Source organism: Veillonella parvula (genome assembly GCF_902810435.1).
In the GTDB taxonomy this organism is placed as follows: Bacteria; Bacillota; Negativicutes; order Veillonellales; family Veillonellaceae; genus Veillonella.
In genome coordinates, this window is the sequence record NZ_LR778174.1 from 770,488 (window position 1) to 788,131 (window position 17,644).

The 17,644-nt window shown below is 38.7% G+C and carries 21 protein-coding genes; 20 read left to right on the top strand and 1 reads right to left on the bottom strand.

From position 1 onward, the window contains the following. Positions 1-4: 4 nt before the first annotated feature. From FNLLGLLA_RS03360 to pyrR, 16 genes are all read left to right on the top strand, one after another. On the top strand, positions 5-1,651 hold the full coding sequence (locus tag FNLLGLLA_RS03360; protein ID WP_024062000.1) for an acyl-CoA mutase large subunit family protein: 1,647 nt from the start codon (positions 5-7) through the stop codon (positions 1,649-1,651). Positions 1,652-1,679: 28 nt separating this feature from the next. Further along, positions 1,680-2,075, top strand: a complete 396-nt coding sequence (locus FNLLGLLA_RS03365) for a cobalamin B12-binding domain-containing protein (protein WP_004696492.1) — start codon at positions 1,680-1,682, stop codon at positions 2,073-2,075. A gap of 78 nt (positions 2,076-2,153) precedes the next feature. Beyond that, positions 2,154-3,092 carry a methylmalonyl Co-A mutase-associated GTPase MeaB gene (meaB, locus tag FNLLGLLA_RS03370; RefSeq protein WP_024061999.1) on the top strand — a complete coding sequence of 313 codons (939 nt, stop codon included), beginning with the start codon at positions 2,154-2,156 and terminating at the stop codon, positions 3,090-3,092. Between the two features lie 52 nt (positions 3,093-3,144). After that, positions 3,145-3,567, top strand: a complete 423-nt coding sequence (mce, locus tag FNLLGLLA_RS03375; protein ID WP_004696488.1) for a methylmalonyl-CoA epimerase — start codon at positions 3,145-3,147, stop codon at positions 3,565-3,567. A 150-nt stretch (positions 3,568-3,717) separates the two neighbouring features. Further along, positions 3,718-5,247, top strand: a complete 1,530-nt coding sequence (gene mmdA / locus FNLLGLLA_RS03380; RefSeq protein WP_004696486.1) for a methylmalonyl-CoA decarboxylase subunit alpha — start codon at positions 3,718-3,720, stop codon at positions 5,245-5,247. A gap of 73 nt (positions 5,248-5,320) precedes the next feature. Next, positions 5,321-5,668: a methylmalonyl-CoA decarboxylase subunit delta gene (gene mmdD / locus FNLLGLLA_RS03385; RefSeq protein ID WP_024061998.1), complete on the top strand. Its 348-nt coding sequence runs from the start codon at positions 5,321-5,323 to the stop codon at positions 5,666-5,668. Positions 5,669-5,691: 23 nt separating this feature from the next. Next, positions 5,692-5,859: a methylmalonyl-CoA decarboxylase subunit epsilon gene (gene mmdE / locus FNLLGLLA_RS03390; RefSeq protein ID WP_004696483.1), complete on the top strand. Its 168-nt coding sequence runs from the start codon at positions 5,692-5,694 to the stop codon at positions 5,857-5,859. Positions 5,860-5,960: 101 nt separating this feature from the next. Then, positions 5,961-6,344, top strand: coding sequence for a methylmalonyl-CoA decarboxylase subunit gamma (gene mmdC / locus FNLLGLLA_RS03395; protein ID WP_008601436.1), 384 nt, complete (start codon positions 5,961-5,963; stop codon positions 6,342-6,344). A 70-nt stretch (positions 6,345-6,414) separates the two neighbouring features. Then, positions 6,415-7,536 carry a methylmalonyl-CoA decarboxylase subunit beta gene (gene mmdB, locus FNLLGLLA_RS03400; protein ID WP_008601435.1) on the top strand — a complete coding sequence of 374 codons (1,122 nt, stop codon included), beginning with the start codon at positions 6,415-6,417 and terminating at the stop codon, positions 7,534-7,536. A 193-nt stretch (positions 7,537-7,729) separates the two neighbouring features. Beyond that, a complete protein-coding gene (locus tag FNLLGLLA_RS03405; RefSeq protein ID WP_004696478.1) occupies positions 7,730-7,987 on the top strand; it encodes a hypothetical protein in 258 nt (85 codons plus the stop codon). 38 nt (positions 7,988-8,025) lie between these two features. After that, positions 8,026-9,327: an SLC13 family permease gene (locus FNLLGLLA_RS03410; protein ID WP_004696476.1), complete on the top strand. Its 1,302-nt coding sequence runs from the start codon at positions 8,026-8,028 to the stop codon at positions 9,325-9,327. Between the two features lie 240 nt (positions 9,328-9,567). Further along, on the top strand, positions 9,568-9,831 hold the full coding sequence (locus tag FNLLGLLA_RS03415) for a SemiSWEET family transporter (protein WP_004696474.1): 264 nt from the start codon (positions 9,568-9,570) through the stop codon (positions 9,829-9,831). Positions 9,832-10,322: 491 nt separating this feature from the next. Next, positions 10,323-10,487, top strand: coding sequence for a DUF362 domain-containing protein (locus FNLLGLLA_RS03420; protein ID WP_004696472.1), 165 nt, complete (start codon positions 10,323-10,325; stop codon positions 10,485-10,487). Positions 10,488-10,595: 108 nt separating this feature from the next. Then, a complete protein-coding gene (gene lspA, locus FNLLGLLA_RS03425; RefSeq protein WP_004696470.1) occupies positions 10,596-11,036 on the top strand; it encodes a signal peptidase II in 441 nt (146 codons plus the stop codon). Between the two features lie 86 nt (positions 11,037-11,122). Beyond that, positions 11,123-12,046, top strand: coding sequence for an RluA family pseudouridine synthase (locus FNLLGLLA_RS03430; protein ID WP_101928846.1), 924 nt, complete (start codon positions 11,123-11,125; stop codon positions 12,044-12,046). 93 nt (positions 12,047-12,139) lie between these two features. Continuing rightward, positions 12,140-12,661, top strand: coding sequence for a bifunctional pyr operon transcriptional regulator/uracil phosphoribosyltransferase PyrR (pyrR, locus tag FNLLGLLA_RS03435; RefSeq protein WP_004696466.1), 522 nt, complete (start codon positions 12,140-12,142; stop codon positions 12,659-12,661). A 124-nt stretch (positions 12,662-12,785) separates the two neighbouring features. Here pyrR and FNLLGLLA_RS03440 read toward each other — a convergent pair whose 3' ends face one another. Next, on the bottom strand, positions 12,786-14,093 hold the full coding sequence (locus tag FNLLGLLA_RS03440; RefSeq protein WP_101928848.1) for a tRNA(Met) cytidine acetate ligase: 1,308 nt from the start codon (positions 14,091-14,093) through the stop codon (positions 12,786-12,788). A 186-nt stretch (positions 14,094-14,279) separates the two neighbouring features. On the opposite strand from FNLLGLLA_RS03440, the gene FNLLGLLA_RS03445 reads away from it, so the two are divergent. The 4 genes from FNLLGLLA_RS03445 to FNLLGLLA_RS03460 all read left to right on the top strand — a co-directional run bounded on the left by FNLLGLLA_RS03445 (position 14,280) and on the right by FNLLGLLA_RS03460 (position 17,478). Then, positions 14,280-14,843, top strand: coding sequence for a hypothetical protein (locus tag FNLLGLLA_RS03445; RefSeq protein ID WP_156697637.1), 564 nt, complete (start codon positions 14,280-14,282; stop codon positions 14,841-14,843). A 3-nt stretch (positions 14,844-14,846) separates the two neighbouring features. Then, the gene (locus FNLLGLLA_RS03450; RefSeq protein ID WP_021148357.1) at positions 14,847-16,052 is read left to right on the top strand and encodes an acetate/propionate family kinase; all 1,206 of its coding nucleotides are present in this window, start codon (positions 14,847-14,849) and stop codon (positions 16,050-16,052) included. 152 nt (positions 16,053-16,204) lie between these two features. Next, positions 16,205-16,825 (top strand): hypothetical protein, encoded by a 621-nt coding sequence (locus tag FNLLGLLA_RS03455; RefSeq protein WP_155086080.1) that lies wholly within the window; start codon positions 16,205-16,207, stop codon positions 16,823-16,825. Positions 16,826-16,911: 86 nt separating this feature from the next. Then, on the top strand, positions 16,912-17,478 hold the full coding sequence (locus FNLLGLLA_RS03460; protein ID WP_004698546.1) for a Maf family protein: 567 nt from the start codon (positions 16,912-16,914) through the stop codon (positions 17,476-17,478). The last annotated feature ends 166 nt before the right edge of the window (positions 17,479-17,644 follow it).

The following is a 17,644-nucleotide window of genomic DNA, read 5'->3' on the forward strand; positions in this document are numbered from 1 at the left end:
AAACATGGCTTACGAAAACTTAAAAGCCCAAATTGCTGAGTACAACAAACTTTGTGACGAAAAATGCGCAAAAACTCCAGAACGTCAAAACTTAAAATACAACCGTGTGTATACACCAGTTGATATTGAAGGCTTTGATTATGAACGCGATTTGGGAATGCCTGGCGAATTCCCTTATACTCGTGGCGTACAACCTACTATGTACCGTGGCCGTTTCTGGACAATGCGTATGTATGCAGGCTTCGCTACAGCTGAAGAATCTAACAAACGTTACCGCTACCTAATCGAATCTGGTGCAACAGGTCTTTCCTGTGCATTTGACTTGCCTACACAAATCGGTTATGACTCTGATGATGTTATGGCTGAAGGCGAAGTTGGTAAAGTAGGCGTTGCTATTGACTCCTTGGCAGATATGGAAATCTTGTTCGAGGGCATCGACCTTGGTAAAGTATCCACATCCATGACAATTAACGCTCCGGCGTCTGTTTTGTTGGCAATGTATATTGCAGTAGCTGAAAAACAAGGCGTACCTTCCACTGAATTGAAAGGTACAATTCAAAATGATATTTTGAAAGAATATGCAGCTCGTGGTACTTACATTTTCCCTCCAAAACCATCCATGCGTTTGATCACTAATATCTTCGAATATTGTTCTCAATACGTTCCTAAATGGAATACTATTTCCATCTCCGGTTACCACATCCGTGAAGCAGGTTCCACGGCAGTGCAAGAAATCGCATTTACAATTGCTAATGGTATCGCATACGTAGAAGCAGCTTTGAAAGCTGGTCTTGATGTTGATACATTCGCTGGTCGTCTTTCCTTCTTCTGGAATGCTCATAATAACGTACTTGAAGAAGTTGCTAAATTCCGCGCATCTCGTCGCTTGTGGGCAACAATCATGAAAGAACGTTTTGGTGCTAAAAAACCAAAATCCATGATGCTTCGTGTACATACTCAAACAGCTGGTTCCATGTTGACTGCACAACAAGTTGATAACAACATCGTTCGTGTTGCTCTTCAAACTGCAGCTGCTGTAATGGGCGGTACTCAATCCTTACATACAAACTCCCGTGACGAAGCTTTGGCTCTTCCTACAGAAGCATCTGTACAAGTAGCCCTTCGTACTCAACAAATCGTGGCTTACGAATCTGGTTTGGCTGACGTAGTTGACCCATTGGGCGGCTCCTACTATGTTGAAGCTATGACTAACGCTATCTATGACGAAGCTATGGCATACATCAAGAAAATTGATGAAATGGGCGGCGCTGTAGTAGCAATCGAAAAAGGCTACATCCAAAAAGAAATTCAAGAATCCGCTTACAAATGGCAAATGGAAGTTGAATCTGGCTTGCGCACAATCGTTGGCGTAAACAAATTCCAAGTTGAAGAAGAAGCTCCAAAAGACTTGCTTCGCGTAGACGCTTCCGTAGGTGTTAACCAATCTAAGAAAACTCAAGCAGTTCGTGCTAACCGCGATCAAGCCGCAGTTGATAAAGCCTTAGCTGATTTGAAAGCTGGTGCAGCTGACGAATCTGTTAACTTGATGCCATTAATTCTTGCAGCAGTTAAAACATATGCTACTTTGGGTGAAATTTGTAATGTATTGCGCGAAGTATTCGGTGAATACGAAGCTCATTCCACATTATAATATCGGCTGATTTCGGAGGTAATATATCATGGCAGAAAAACGTATTAGAGTAATTGTAGCAAAACCAGGTCTTGATGGTCATGACCGTGGTGCAAAAGTAGTAGCACGCGCACTTCGCGATGCTGGTTTCGAAGTAATCTACACTGGTCTTCGTCAAACACCAGAACAAATCGTTGAAGCAGCGCTTTCTGAAGACGTTAATGTAGTTGCATTATCTCTTCTTTCCGGTGCTCACAATACATTGTTCCCTAAAATTGTTGAACTTTTGAAAGAAAAAGGCATGGGGGATGTTCTTGTAATCGGTGGTGGCGTTATTCCTGACGCTGATATCCCTGGCTTGAAAAAAGCTGGCGTAGCGGCAGTATTCACACCTGGCACACCAACTAGCGATATCGTTAACTTTATTAAAGAAAACGTAAAATAATTGCTTGGGCAAAGAGGGGTGCAACTCGAATAGTTGGCTCCCCTCTATTCCCATATTCGAAGATAGGTGGTGAGGCGAATGGATTTAGTTAAAGGCCTTTTTGAAGGTTCTAGACTAGCCTTAGCACGGTCCATAACAGCTGTAGAAAACGAGTATGATAATGCCATCGATATTATGAAGGCAATTTACCCTAAAACGGGGAACGCACGTATTCTCGGTATTACAGGGGCCCCTGGTGCTGGTAAAAGTACTTTGACCGATAAGGTAGTTAAACATTATTTAGATCAAGGTAAAAAAATCGGCATCGTTGCCATCGACCCAACTAGCCCATTCTCTGGAGGTGCTATCTTGGGGGACCGTATTCGAATGAATGATTTAACATTAAATGAAAATGTATTCATTCGAAGCATGGGCACGCGTGGTAGTCTTGGTGGATTATCTAAAAAGACTGCAGACGTTGTAAAACTCATGGATGCCTTTGGCATGGATTTAGTAATTATTGAAACTGTAGGCGTAGGTCAATCTGAAGTAGATATTGTAAAAAATGCTGATACTACATTGGTTGTACTAGTTCCTGGTCTCGGTGATGATATCCAAGCTATCAAGGCGGGTATTCTTGAAATTGGCGATGTATTTGCTATCAACAAAGCGGATCGGGACGGTTGCGATCGTTTGAATGTTGAAATCGAGATGATGCTTGATCTCGATTCTCGCGAAGTCAAATGGAGACCTCCGATTAAGCGTACTGTTGCCAGCAAAGATCAAGGTGTAGATGAACTCATCGAAGCCTTGGATGAACATTTTGAGTATCTTGAAGACTCTGGTGAGTTGGATGCTCGCCGGGCAGAACGTACGCGTGATGAAATCATCGCAATGATTAATGAGCAAATTGGTCGTTATGTGGCGGAAAAAATAGTCACTAGCGATGAATTTAATAGCCAAGTGGCAGCTGTAAATGAACGCATGAGCGATCCATATACAGTTGTTAACGGCGTTATGTCAAATGTGCTAAAGTAGACGGCGACTACATAGCATGAGAGATTTAGCCTTATAAAAGGAGATAATCAAAATGGCTTTTAAAGTATTACAAGTGGACCACATCGGTATTGGTGTTAATGATTTAGCAGCAACTAAAGAATTCTATAAAAATGCATTAGGCATTGAACATCTTCCTGAAGACGAAATCGTAGAAGAACAAAAGGTAAAAGTATCCTTCTTCCCTTGTGGTGATGCTGAACTTGAATTCTTAGAAACTACAACTCCAGATGGCCCTATCGGTAAATTTATCGAAAAAAATGGCGGTCGTGATGGCATCCAACACGTTGCATTGCGCGTTGATAATATTGAAAATGCTATTGCTGATTTGATGGCTAAAGGCGTTCGTATGATTGACGAAAAACCTCGTTATGGTGCAGGCGGCTCCTCAATTGCTTTCTTACATCCAAAAGCAACTGGCGGTGTTTTGCTTGAATTATGTCAACGTATGAAATAATACAGTATCCAATTCACATCATTATATATGAGTTGTAGATATACATATACATATAATCCTACGTTATATATTAAATATGTATGCTTCTTGAACTTTATTCATTTATGAAATAAAATGATACTGTAACAAGTTTTATTTGGAGGTGCTATAATGGCAACAGTGCAGGAAAAAATCGAGTTATTGCACGAAAAACTAGCTAAAGTTAAAGCTGGTGGCGGTGAAAAACGCGTTGAGAAACAACATGCTCAAGGTAAAATGACTGCTCGCGAACGCTTGGCTAAATTGTTCGATGATAATTCCTTCGTTGAACTTGATCAATTCGTTAAACATCGTTGTGTTAACTTCGGTCAAGAAAAGAAAGAATTACCAGGCGAAGGTGTAGTAACAGGTTATGGTACTATCGATGGTCGTTTAGTATATGCATTTGCACAAGATTTCACTGTAGAAGGTGGCTCTCTTGGTGAAATGCATGCTGCTAAAATCGTTAAAGTACAACGTTTAGCAATGAAAATGGGTGCTCCTATTGTTGGTATCAACGATTCTGGCGGTGCTCGTATTCAAGAAGCAGTAGATGCCCTTGCTGGTTACGGTAAAATTTTCTTTGAAAATACAAATGCATCTGGTGTTATTCCACAAATTTCCGTAATCATGGGTCCATGTGCAGGCGGTGCTGTATATTCTCCAGCATTGACTGACTTTATCTACATGGTTAAAAACACTTCTCAAATGTTCATCACTGGTCCTGCAGTAATCAAATCTGTAACTGGTGAAGAAGTAACAGCTGAAGATCTTGGTGGTGCAATGGCGCACAACTCCGTGTCTGGCGTTGCTCACTTTGCAGCTGAAAATGAAGATGATTGTATCGCTCAAATTCGTTACTTATTAGGCTTCTTGCCATCCAATAATATGGAAGATGCTCCATTGGTAGATACTGGTGACGATCCAACTCGTGAAGATGAAAGCTTGAATAGCTTGTTGCCAGATAACAGTAACATGCCTTACGACATGAAAGATGTTATCGCAGCTACTGTAGATAATGGCGAATACTATGAAGTACAACCATTCTATGCTACAAATATCATTACTTGTTTCGCTCGTTTTGATGGTCAATCCGTTGGTATCATCGCTAACCAACCAAAGGTAATGGCTGGTTGCTTGGACATTAACGCTTCTGACAAATCTTCCCGTTTCATCCGTTTCTGTGATGCTTTCAATATTCCAATCGTTAACTTCGTTGACGTTCCTGGTTTCTTGCCTGGCACAAATCAAGAATGGGGCGGTATCATTCGTCATGGTGCTAAGATGTTGTATGCTTACTCTGAAGCTACAGTACCAAAAATTACTGTTATCACTCGTAAAGCATATGGCGGTTCCTACCTCGCTATGTGTTCCCAAGATTTAGGCGCAGACCAAGTATATGCTTGGCCTACATCCGAAATCGCTGTAATGGGTCCTGCTGGTGCAGCTAATATTATCTTCAAGAAAGACGAAGATAAAGATGCTAAAACAGCTAAATATGTAGAAGAGTTTGCGACTCCTTATAAAGCTGCAGAACGTGGCTTCGTAGATGTTGTAATCGAACCTAAACAAACTCGTCCAGCAGTTATCAACGCTTTGGCAATGCTTGCAAGTAAACGCGAAAACCGTGCTCCAAAGAAACATGGTAATATTCCATTATAATTCGATTCGGTAAACATATCATCGAATTTGGGAGATACCTTTCTTTACTACTTTTTTAGAAAGGGGAATGATTATGGAAGGACAAGCAGTTACTACCAATCCTTGGTTAATCATGGCGATTAATATGACAGTTGTATTTGCTGTATTGATAGCTTTAGGTATTCTTATGGAAATCGTACATTTAATCGATCCTACTAGGAAGAAAAAAGAAGCACCAGCAGCAACTGCTCCTGTTGTTACTCCAACAGCTACTTTTGTAGCTCCAGCAAATGCATCTGCTCAAAATGAGGATGAAGTAGTAGCAGCTATCGTAGGTGCCATTGTGGCGATGGGGTACTCATCTGAACAAATTGCATCTATTCGACCTACAGCAACCAGTGCTAAATGGCGCTTGGAAGGTCGCTTAAGCGGTAGAGGTTAAAATATTTTTAGGAGGCATTTGTAATGAGCAATGCTACAACAACTAACGGTAAAGCTCCATCTCAAGATGTAGTAGCAGTAATCGTTGGTGCATTAGCGGCAATGGGTTATTCCGCTGATCAAATCGCGCATATCCGTCCAATCGTAAGCTACAATTGGAAAATGGAAGGCCGTTTGCGTGGTAATCGATAAGATAATTGGCTATTTTGATAATCCGTGGGATTACTCAATTTATATGTGTAAAAATATTTATAAGTTTTGTGTAGGAACTACACATTTTGGAGGAATTTAAGATGAAAAAATTCAACGTTACAGTAAATGGTACAGCATATGATGTAGAAGTTAATGAAGTAAAAGCAGCGGCTCCTGCAGCAGCTCCTAAAGCAGCTCCAGCAGCAGCTCCAGCTCCTAAAGCAGCTCCTGCACCAGCTCCTGCTGCAGCAGCAGCTCCAGTTCCAGCAGGTGCTGAAACTGTAAAAGCTCCAATGCCTGGTAAAATCTTATCTGTAGCAGTATCTGCTGGTCAAGCAGTTAAAAAAGGCGAAACTTTGTTGATCCTTGAAGCTATGAAAATGCAAAATGAAATCGCAGCTCCACATGATGCTGTAGTTTCCGAAGTTCGCGTATCTGCTAACCAAACTGTATCCACTGGTGACGACATGGTTGTTCTTGGCTAATACCAAGTGTTGTATGACGTGGCTGCGCCACGTCATCTAACAATTTTATATTTGTGAAAGGGGAACGCATATGGAGGCTTTTGCTGTTGCGATTCAATCCGTTATTACAGATAGCGGGTTCCTCGCATTTACAACAGGCAATGCTATTATGATTCTTGTAGGTTTGATCCTATTGTATTTGGCATTTGCTAAAGAGTTTGAACCTTTATTGTTGGGTCCGATTGCGTTTGGTTGTATACTTGCCAATATTCCTCGTAATGGTTTCGAAGAAGGCGTTATGGCACTTATTAGCGCAGGTATCTCCCAAGAAATCTTCCCACCTTTAATTTTCCTAGGTGTAGGTGCAATGACTGACTTTGGTCCACTCATTGCTAATCCTAAAACATTGCTTTTAGGCGCTGCCGCTCAAATCGGCGTATTCGTTGCTTTAGGTGGCGCAATGATGCTTGGCTTCACAGCTCAAGAAGCAGCTGCTATCGGTATCATCGGTGGTGCTGACGGCCCTACATCCATTTACTTAGCTACTAAACTAGCTCCTCATTTATTAGGTGCTATCGCGGTTGCCGCATATTCCTATATGTCCTTGGTACCGTTGATTCAACCGCCTGTAATGAAACTCTTCACTACGCAAAAAGAACGCGAAATTGTTATGGAGCAATTGCGTGAAGTTACACGTTTTGAAAAAATCGTGTTCCCAATTGTTGCAACGATCTTCATTTCCTTATTGCTTCCTTCCATTACATCCCTTTTAGGTATGTTGATGTTAGGTAACTTGTTCCGTGAATCTGGCGTAACTGAACGTTTGTCCGATACTTCTCAAAATGCGTTAATCAATACTGTTACAATCTTCTTGGCAACTGGTACTGGTTTAACAATGAGTGCGGAACATTTCTTAAGCGTACAAACAATTCTTATTATCTGCTTAGGCTTAGTTGCATTTATCGGTGGTACTGCTGGTGGCGTATTATTTGGTAAATTGATGAGCTTAGTAGATGGTGGTAAAACAAATCCACTTATTGGTTCTGCCGGTGTATCCGCGGTTCCAATGGCGGCTCGCGTATCTCAAGTAGTAGGTGCGAAAGCTAACCCAGCTAACTTCTTGCTCATGCATGCTATGGGTCCTAACGTAGCTGGCGTTATTGGTACAGCAGTAGCTGCAGGTACAATGCTTGCTATGTTGTCTAACCACTAATAATTTAATAATTATTCACCCAGGTGTACCTAAATTGGTACACCTATTGGTGAATCAAAAAGCCCTTGGTCATTATGTAATCATACATAAAAGGGAATATTTGCAATAAATGCTTTTCAGATCGGTCATTAGGTGATTAGCAAGATTTCACAGAATAACCTTCTAGTGCTTTAAATATAGTAGAGGTGGTCACTTGTTATCAATTGAATTAAAAATACTGATTTGTTTTGTTTGGGCATTTATTGTTTTTTTTATTACTGCGCTGATTATCGGTGCTGAAGGTAAAGCTAAATGGTTTCAGCAGAGAACTAAATATTCTTGGTTTAACCGCCGAGGTTTTCTTGGTGAAACTTTATTATTTGGGTATCCTAAAACAAGAGAGGGATATGGGATTACTTTTATAATGGCCTCTGCCATTGGTATCGTAGGTTATATTTTATATCTCTTATAATTATGTCAGTGCATTTCTCTGAAGGGAGATGATGATGTATGGGTACTGCAGAACAAACCTTAATCGTCCTTGCAGTTATGGCTGTTTTATTCGTTACGGAAATTATTCCTCTAGCTATTACTTCTTTAGGCGGCGCAATTACATTAGGCCTTATGGGTATTATTACTCCTAAGGTTGTATTCTCTGGTTTATCTGATAGTACAGTTGTGTTGTTTGCAGGCATGTTCGTTGTTGGTGCTGCATTATTCTATACTGGTTTGGCTCAAAAAATTGGGGAAACCGTAGTATCTCATGCAGGGACTAGCGAAAATGGCTTGATGCTTGCGATTATGCTTGTAACAGCTACCATGTCCGCATTTTTATCTAACACTGGTACAACAGCTGCTTTACTTCCTGTAGTTGTTGGTATCTGTGCTGTTGCTAAGATACCTGCATCTCGTCAATTGATGCCTTTAGCATTCGCTGCAGGTATCGGTGGTATCATTACAATGGTAGGTACACCACCTAATATCATTGTAAGTGGTACATTGACTAAATTTGGCATTGAACCATTTGGTTTCTTTGAGTTTGCTTGGATTGGCATTCCTTTGACTATCGCTACTATCGTATTCATGATGCTCATTGGTAAACATTTATTACCTAAACATGAAATTACTGATGCCGGTGATGTAGAACAAGAAGTAGCTGCTGAAGATATTTCTAACGATCCTAAGAAACAATTGTTCTCTGGTCTTATTCTTTTAGGTGTAATCCTTGCCATGATTTTAGGCGAACCATTGAAAGAACACTTTGGTATTAACTTACCGTTGAGCATGGTTGCTGTTATTGGTGCAATGCTTTGCGTATTAACTGGTTGTTTGAATGAAAAACAAGCTTACACATCTATTGATTGGGTAACAATTTTCTTGTTTGCTGGTATGATGCCAGTGGCAACCGCACTTGATCAATCTGGTGCAGGTAAAATGATTGCTGATGCAGTAATTGGTGTTATGGGTTCCGATCCTAGTCCTTACTTTGCAACAGGCGTATTGTTTATTTTGTCTTGTGTTATGACGCAATTTATGTCTAATACTGCATCTTGTGCATTATTGGCTCCTATCGGTATCTCCATTGCTCAAGGTATGGGGGCTGATCCTCATGCTGTATTGATGGCTATCGGCGTTGCCGCATCCTGCGCATTCGGTACACCTGTAGGTACACCTCCAAATACATTAGTACTTGGTCCTGGTCAATACAAATTTACTGACTATGTAAAAGCTGGCGTTCCATTGATTTTAGTTTGCTTCGTAGTAAGCTTAATTATCATTCCAATGGTATGGCCATTCTTCCCTGGTAAATAATAGGGAATAGGTTACTCTACTATACAAGCACACACGAGGTCGAATCGTAAGATTCGGCCTCGTTTTTTATGATTTTAGTCTATATGATTTTAATATAGATTACATATAAGTGTAATCAAAAGCAATATGAATTAAACTAATTTGCATGATTAATTTTACACAATTGACTACATCGAAAAAAATATGATATAGTATATTGTGTAAGATATAATAATGTAATGTTGAATAAGGAGGTCATCTATGACAAAAGAAAGATTTAACATGTTAGTTGGTTCTATTGGTGCATTTATTGGTGTATTTGTATTTTTAGCCTATATCCCACAAATAATTGCTAATCTTCATGGTCAACCTAGTCAACCATGGCAACCATTATTTGCAGCAGTATCCTGTTTGATCTGGGTATTATATGGTTGGACAAAATCACCTAAACGTGATTATATTTTAATCGTACCAAACCTTGCAGGCGTTATTTTAGGTACACTAACATTCTTAACATCTTTCTAAGTGCTATAAGAAAAAAATAGTATTATTGTTATATAGTGAATAATAGTAAAGATATTACTTTACTTTATAAATATAAATGAGGTCGAATCGTATGATTCGGCCTTTTTTAGAGTGAAGTTTATATGTTAGATTAAAATATAGATAAGCGTTAAATCTGTTGTAATAAAAAAATAGTTTTTATGATAATAAATATTGATAATTGAATTCCTAGTATAATAGTACGTATTTTAATTGAAATGATAATTAGTGCATTCTCAATTATTGATTATTAAACTCAATTACATAAATGAAAAGAAATATCAAAATACATATAAATATAGGCTTTTTATGATAAAAAGGAACAATTATTATGCAAAATATTATATAATTTTTTATCATTTTCGTTTGACTTTCAATTTGAACTGTGTGATAATGAGAACATAAGTTGAGGCAAGTGCCTTTCTAAATGATAATAAAAAGTTTTGATCTATATTTTGATGGAGGTCCTAATTATGAGAGTTATTGCTGATGGTTGCATTAAATGTGGTTCTTGCGCATCTGTTTGCCCAGTTTCCTGCATTACTGAAGGCGAAACTAAATACGAAATTGGCGATGCTTGCATCGATTGCGGTTCTTGCGAATCCGTTTGCCCAGTTTCTGTAATTTCCGCTGAGTAATCACAAATAAAACACGCCCCTCATTGAGGGGCTTTTTATTTTGCCTAAATTTGCGTAACTTAGTATAATAGGACTATTAAGACTTATATTATAGTAAGGGAGTTAATCTTGTTTTATACAGTACTTATCATTTGGTTATTATTGGACCAATTAACTAAATATTATGTAATGAATCATTTTTTGTTAGGTGAATCTTTACCTGTTATTCCTAATGTATTTCATCTTACCTATATTATTAATCGCGGTGCAGCCTTTGGCATGTTAGCGAATCAACGATGGTTTTTCTTACTAGTAGCTTTTGTTCTATTAGCTGTTTGTGCTTTTTATTGGAAGCGATTAGCTAAGGGCCATTGGACTTTGCAAATCGGATCCGCCTTATTAGTCGCAGGTGCAATTGGTAATGGCATTGACCGATACATGATTCATGGGGTAGTGGACTTTTTTGATTTTCGTGTATGGCCTATTTTTAATGTGGCAGATATTGGTATTTGTATAGGTGTAGCTTTTGTTGTATTTTATTTGTTTTCATTGAAAGAGGACCATGAATAGCTTTCATTATTAGGGCTCTTTATAAATCATTGACTTGATTCGTCAATAAATATATATCTTATACTTGACTCAAAGAGGAATAGAGGATGAATGAATATATTGTAAGTGCTGAGCAAGAAGGCATGAGACTAGATGTATTTTTAACTGAACAGATGGAAGGATCTCGTAGCTATATTCAAAGTTTAATTAAAGGTGGTCATGTTACAGTAGGTGGTAAAGTAGGGAAAGCTAATCTTCGGCTTACACCTGATACTATAATTCGTGTAGAGATCCCAGAGCCTGAATCGATTGAGGTTAAACCCGAGGATATTCCTTTAGATTATTTATATGAAGATCACGATATTGTTATTGTTAATAAACCTCGTGGCATGGTGGTGCATCCTGCAGTAGGAAATTATTCTGGTACACTTGTAAATGCTCTATTATTCCATTGTAAGGACCTATCAGGTATTAATGGTGAAATTAGACCGGGTATTGTGCATCGCTTAGATAAAGATACGTCTGGTGTTATGATGGTTGCAAAAAATGATGCAGCGCACATTGGTCTAGCAGAACAAGTAAAGACACATTCTGCAAGACGTACGTACTGGGCGCTAGTACAGGGTAATATTGTAGAAGAAAAGGGGACTATTAAGGCGCCTATTGGGCGCCATCCAAAAGACCGTATGAAAATGGCTGTTGTCTTTGAAAACAGTAAAGATGCAGTAACACATTTTAAAGTATTGGAGCGTTATGGTCATCAAACCTTGGTAGAGTGTAATTTAGAAACAGGTCGAACCCATCAAATTCGTGTTCACTTTGCTCATATTGGACATCCTGTTGTTAATGACCCGTTTTATGGATATAGACGTATGGATTTTCCTATAGAAGGGCAAGCATTACATTCTAAATCGTTAGATGTTAAACACCCTATTACAGGTGAAGAAATGCACTTTGAAGCACCGGTACCAGCTGATTTTGAGGCGTGCTTAGAATTTGCTAAGACCTACCGTGAAGATAAACGAAAATAGTCTAAATGTTTACATTGATTGTTTAAGTACTTATTTTTACTACTTATTTGGATATAGGGGCATAGAACAATCCTATGCTGTAAGGGCGTATATATGGAAAAGAAACGCTTATTAATGGATCAAGACGCTATAATGCGTGCGATTCGTCGTATTAGTCATGAAATTTTAGAACGCAATAAAGGTTTATCTAATGCGTTAATTGTAGGTATTGAACGGCGTGGTGTCATTTTGGCAAAACGTTTACAAGCGGAAATTGAGCGTATAGAAGGTATTCATATTGATTGTGAGTCTTTGAATGTTGCAGTGTATCGTGATGATCGTGATGCTCGTCCTAAAGAGGGGGAACCGTGTACGATTGATACAACGGAAAAGACAATTATCCTTGTAGATGATGTTTTGTATACGGGCCGTACTATTCGTGCTGCTTTAAATGCATTAATGACGGCTGGCAGACCAAGATCTATTCAATTGGCCGTCCTCGTCGATCGTGGTCATCGTGAATTGCCTATACGAGCGGACTATGTAGGTAAAAATATTCCTACATCACATCTTGAAAGTGTACGCGTTGCCGTCGCTGATCTGGATGGTGAAGAAGGGGTTACAATACAGGAATAATCTGTATTGTAACCCCTTCTTCTTTTTGAGTATTACTATATAATAAGATGATTAACTTAATAAAATTAAATTATTTGACTCTTATATTTATGTGCAGAATGTTTCTACCAGATTGTAGTTCTGCTTATTTTATGTATTGTGGCGTATAGGTGTAGTCCATATGACCCATTCGTTTAACTTCATTATGTAAGCATAAGGCTTGTATATCTGTAGCTAATGTATCAATTTGATGCATCGTTTGTCCCAACGTATTTAATTCATTAGGTGCTTTGGCCCATTTTTGAATAAGTGGTATTTCAAAATCATTTCGAAGCCATTGACGACCTCTATCGTTGAAGGCCAGTAAACGAGCATATTGTGGCGATTCCTGTATAGCACTTTGTAGTAAATCTTTTTGTATTCCTAAGGTGAGATAGGCTCCCATTCGTTGTAAACGGGCATAGGTATAGCGCTTTGATTTTATTTGCTTCATAACCAGGTCCCACGTAGGTTGTTGGGCCGCTTTGGACCATAAGTGTTCAATGCCTTCACTGAACTCTCCAAAGCTTTCTAGCTCCTTAGTTGAAGTACGACGACTTAAGGTATGGACCATATCATAGTAGCGGTTATAGTTTACATAAGCACCATTAGAAATTATATTAGTCATATCGTCTGCAATAGTTTTAGGAACGATTGACTGAAGTTGTAATTTTATTTTACTATTTAGTGCATTTAATTTTGTTAATGTAGTTGCAGTTGCAGTTGAATTTGTACTTGTCGTTGTATCTATATCTGTAGAAGTGTAGATACTATTTTTATTACAATTGTTACTACCTGTAGCCATATTTGTTATAAGTTTACGCAATGCTGTACCAGAAGGAAAATCTTTTGTAATATTCGCGTCGTGATGATCTGATGTGCGTAAGATTGGTATATATTTTAAGGAAGGATAATAGGTAAGTCCTGCCCGAATATATTCAAGTCCTAACAGTGCATTAGGGGTGTTGAGCATCTCTGTATTAAGGGCTTTACGGAAGGCAGAGCCATAGGACATACCTTCGTTAATATAGGTCCGTAATACTGTTTGAGTACTTTCACAATCCATACGTTTAGTTATATCAACGAGTGTATCTAGATCAGCCGTTTCAGAACCAAAGGAGAGTGCATCGATATGTAAAGCTTTTACCATGCGAATAGCACCTGTTCCAAACAGTTGTGCACTACCCAAAGAATAGAGTGTAGGTAGCTCGATAACGATGTCTGCACCACCGAGAATAGCCCAACGAGCACGGTCAAATTTAGAAAAAATAGCAGGTTCTCCTCGTTGTACAAAGGAACCACTCATGATACAAATGCGCAGCGCTTCAGGATGCTCTTGTGCTAAGGTATGTAATTGATGCGCATGTCCATTGTGAAATGGATTATATTCACAGATGATACCGATTGTTTTCATAGTGACTCCTTTCATTATTGTTAGTGTAACAAAGCGAAGAAATGCTGTAAATAACATTTCATGATATCCATATAAAAGGTCTGGTTATAGAAATGATGTTATGTGCAAATATTAAGTTTAGTATAGATTTTCTTGACACTATAGGCTATAATTAACTGTAAATGCTGAATTGATGTGAGGTATATGATGAAACAAAATTGGAAACGTACATTACAAGGGGCTCTGCTCGGTGCTGTGCTGCTAGCAATGGCGGGATGTGGCTCTACAAATGTAATGGATACATATAGTTTTGGCCATCAAGTTATCCGTGCTGGTCAATCTGAAATTACCATTGCTTTGCCTTATGAAATGGGTAAAAGTACAAAAAATATGTCTGATAAGGGGTATCCAATCGATATTTATGGATCTGTTACAGAACATATGGTAATTGAGGTTGAGGCTTTACGGCCTGGTGAAAATAAACCGTTACCTACGGTAGATGAGTATATTAATCACAGTAAGTCTGAATTTGCTAAAGTAGGCGCGACCATCAAAGAAGAGTCCGTAGCATTAGAAGGTGCATCTGCTAAAAAGCTTGATGTTACTGTTACATCGCAAGGACAAATATTTAGAATTTCTCAATACGTATTCTTAGATCATGGCGTATTGTGGAATATAATCTACCAATATCCTGAAAAGGATCAGGTAGGTGCTGATATCAGCAAAGAAATTCAAAACAAGATTCAAGTTACACAACAGAAAGAGGGTTAATCGATGAACGTATTAGTAGTTAACTGCGGTAGTTCTTCTTTGAAATATCAATTACTTGATATGACAACTGAAACAGAATTGGCAAAAGGCCTTTTTGAAAAGATTGGTGATCAAGATGCTATCTTCACTCACAAACGTCCTAATGCAGATAAATTAGAACGGGTTGAACCAATTTTGAACCATAAAGAAGCGCTTCGCATTTTGCTAGATATTTTAGTTGATGCTGAATTTGGTGTTATTTCTTCTATGGATGAAATCGATGCTGTAGGTCACCGTGTAGTACACGGCGGTGAAAAATTTGCTGATTCTGTATTGATTACTCCAGCAGTTATGGAAGCATTGGAAGAATGTGCTTCTCTTGCACCATTGCATAACCCACCAAACATTCAAGGTATTGAAGCTTGTGAAGCTATTATGCCGAATGTACCTCAGGTTGCTGTATTTGATACTGCATTCCATCAAACTATGCCAAAAGAAGCATATATGTATGCGCTTCCTTACTCTTATTATGAAGATTATGGTATTCGTCGTTACGGCTTCCATGGTACATCCCATAAATATGTAGCGCAACGTTGTGCAGAATTAATGGGTAAACATATGACTGATCTTCGTATTATCACATGCCACTTGGGTAATGGTTCCTCTGTGGCTGCTATTAAAGGTGGTCGCTCCATCGATACTACAATGGGCTTCACTCCATTGTCCGGCTTGATTATGGGTACTCGTACAGGTGATATTGACCCTGCTATCGTTCCATTCTTGATGGAAAAAACAGGTATGACCTATGAAGAAATTGATAGAGTTATGAATAAAGAATCCGGTGTTTTAGGGATTTCTGGTGTATCCAATGACTTCCGTGTGATTGAAGAAGCTGCTGCTAATGGCAATAAACGCGCACAATTGGCATTGAATATGTTCCATTACAAAGTTCGCCGTGTAATAGGTGCCTTTGCTGCTGTTATGGGCGGTGTAGATGCTATCATCTTTACTGCTGGTATTGGTGAAAACGGTATTGGTAACCGTGATGCAATCTGTAACGGTTTGGAATATTTAGGTACTCGTATTGATTCTGAACGCAATAATGTTCGTGGTAAAGAACAAGAAATTAGTGTTGAAGGCTCTAAGGTTAAAATCTTCGTAATTCCTACAAACGAAGAAATCATGATTGCTCGTGATACTCAACGTATTACAGCAGCGTTGAAAAAATAATATAGTTCGCATCTGAACTGAGTGACTAATAGAGTCATAAAACCCCGTCTATATCTTGGATATAGACGGGGTTTTTGTAGTTTTTATGCATAGAATATCTTATAATAGGATGTATAGTTATTAATTAGTGATTTCTTTAAAAGGGGTAAAGCATGACAGTATTATATGAAGAAAAATCTCAGCGCACCAGAAGTGCAGAGTTATTGGTAGTATTTTTTGTGATTTTATTGTTGTGTGCAGCAGCTTATACAACGTATCGCAGTATTCAATTACATACGGTTTTATTAGCTGAGTATTTTATTGAAATCATGGCCATCATTGTTATGGTTAAACAGGCTGTTAGTAGATATACATATATTTTGACAGATACAAAGCTTGTGATTGAAGAGAACTCTATCTTTAGAAATCGTCATTTTGAAGTAGATTATAACATGATTGATGGGGTGTTCAAGTTTGAACGTGAGTTGTTGACAAATATTAAATACCGCTATAAATATAGAAAATGTTCTACCTCTGACCCGCGCCCGATTTGGTCTCTTGTGTATTCTATTGTAGATGGAAATAAAGTTAAAAATGGTCGTTTGCTGTTGAAAGCCGACGATAGATTCTTTGAAATATTAGAAGAGCATGTGCCTGGCCGTATTCGTGTGCCTCAAGCGGATATTGTATTTTATGCAGCGGTGCGAGCTGATGCGGTAAAACATGGGGAAGATGTACAAGAATATTATGAAAGATTAATTTCTTCAAAAGAAGATAAAGGAACAACTATGTAAGGGATGGTAAGTTCTGGGGGATAGGCAGGATAGTTTAGTTATACCAAGAATTTTATGTACAAGTTTTTTAATACGAAGGAGCGTATATGGCTGGATTATATTTGGCGAGTCAATCACCACGTAGAACTGAATTATTAACACAGGTTGGGATTGATCATACTGTTGTATCCAGTACTTATGAGGAATCTAATGAGGGTTACGACAATCCTATTGAAATGGTGAAAGCCCAAGCATTAGGTAAGGCTCGTTGTGCTGTAGGTGTTCCAGACGGAAGTATTGTGTTAGGCGCAGATACTATTGTTGTCCTTGATAATAAAGTATTAGGAAAGCCACATGATGAATCCGATGCACGCCATATGTTGGAGCATTTATCGGGTAGAGCACATTCTGTAATCACTGGAGTCGCGTTACTCATCAAAGGGGAGGAGATAGTTTTTCACAATGAAACAAAAGTATATTTTAAACAATTAGCACCCTTTGAAATTGAGTCTTATATTGCTAGTGGGGAACCGATGGATAAGGCTGGAGCTTATGGCATCCAAGGAAAAGGTGCATTATGGGTAGATAAAATAGAGGGCTCTTATACTAATGTGGTAGGGTTACCAGTTGAACATGTATACGAGGAACTGTGCAAGGCGTTAGGGGCAAAATAGTACTAGCGTATTAGACAGATAGTGATATAATTGGCTGTGCTGTGCTGTGCTGTGCTGTGCTGTGCTGTGCTGTGCTGTGCTGTGCTGTGCTGTGCTGTGCTGTGCTGTGCTGAATAATTTTTAAGAGAGTAGATGTGTTTATTGTTTGATTTACAAATGGTGTTAT

Bases quoted from the DNA above. Each gene is read 5' to 3' on its own strand.
- FNLLGLLA_RS03360 (WP_024062000.1), top strand. From the start codon at position 5: ATGGCTTACGAAAACTTAAAAGCCCAAATTGCTGAGTACAACAAACTT.
- FNLLGLLA_RS03365 (WP_004696492.1), top strand. From the start codon at position 1,680: ATGGCAGAAAAACGTATTAGAGTAATTGTAGCAAAACCAGGTCTTGAT.
- meaB (WP_024061999.1), top strand. From the start codon at position 2,154: ATGGATTTAGTTAAAGGCCTTTTTGAAGGTTCTAGACTAGCCTTAGCA.
- mce (WP_004696488.1), top strand. From the start codon at position 3,145: ATGGCTTTTAAAGTATTACAAGTGGACCACATCGGTATTGGTGTTAAT.
- mmdA (WP_004696486.1), top strand. From the start codon at position 3,718: ATGGCAACAGTGCAGGAAAAAATCGAGTTATTGCACGAAAAACTAGCT.
- mmdD (WP_024061998.1), top strand. From the start codon at position 5,321: ATGGAAGGACAAGCAGTTACTACCAATCCTTGGTTAATCATGGCGATT.
- mmdE (WP_004696483.1), top strand. From the start codon at position 5,692: ATGAGCAATGCTACAACAACTAACGGTAAAGCTCCATCTCAAGATGTA.
- mmdC (WP_008601436.1), top strand. From the start codon at position 5,961: ATGAAAAAATTCAACGTTACAGTAAATGGTACAGCATATGATGTAGAA.
- mmdB (WP_008601435.1), top strand. From the start codon at position 6,415: ATGGAGGCTTTTGCTGTTGCGATTCAATCCGTTATTACAGATAGCGGG.
- FNLLGLLA_RS03410 (WP_004696476.1), top strand. From the start codon at position 8,026: ATGGGTACTGCAGAACAAACCTTAATCGTCCTTGCAGTTATGGCTGTT.
- FNLLGLLA_RS03415 (WP_004696474.1), top strand. From the start codon at position 9,568: ATGACAAAAGAAAGATTTAACATGTTAGTTGGTTCTATTGGTGCATTT.
- FNLLGLLA_RS03420 (WP_004696472.1), top strand. From the start codon at position 10,323: ATGAGAGTTATTGCTGATGGTTGCATTAAATGTGGTTCTTGCGCATCT.
- FNLLGLLA_RS03430 (WP_101928846.1), top strand. From the start codon at position 11,123: ATGAATGAATATATTGTAAGTGCTGAGCAAGAAGGCATGAGACTAGAT.
- pyrR (WP_004696466.1), top strand. From the start codon at position 12,140: ATGGAAAAGAAACGCTTATTAATGGATCAAGACGCTATAATGCGTGCG.
- FNLLGLLA_RS03440 (WP_101928848.1), bottom strand. From the start codon at position 14,093: ATGAAAACAATCGGTATCATCTGTGAATATAATCCATTTCACAATGGA.
- FNLLGLLA_RS03445 (WP_156697637.1), top strand. From the start codon at position 14,280: ATGAAACAAAATTGGAAACGTACATTACAAGGGGCTCTGCTCGGTGCT.
- FNLLGLLA_RS03450 (WP_021148357.1), top strand. From the start codon at position 14,847: ATGAACGTATTAGTAGTTAACTGCGGTAGTTCTTCTTTGAAATATCAA.
- FNLLGLLA_RS03455 (WP_155086080.1), top strand. From the start codon at position 16,205: ATGACAGTATTATATGAAGAAAAATCTCAGCGCACCAGAAGTGCAGAG.
- FNLLGLLA_RS03460 (WP_004698546.1), top strand. From the start codon at position 16,912: ATGGCTGGATTATATTTGGCGAGTCAATCACCACGTAGAACTGAATTA.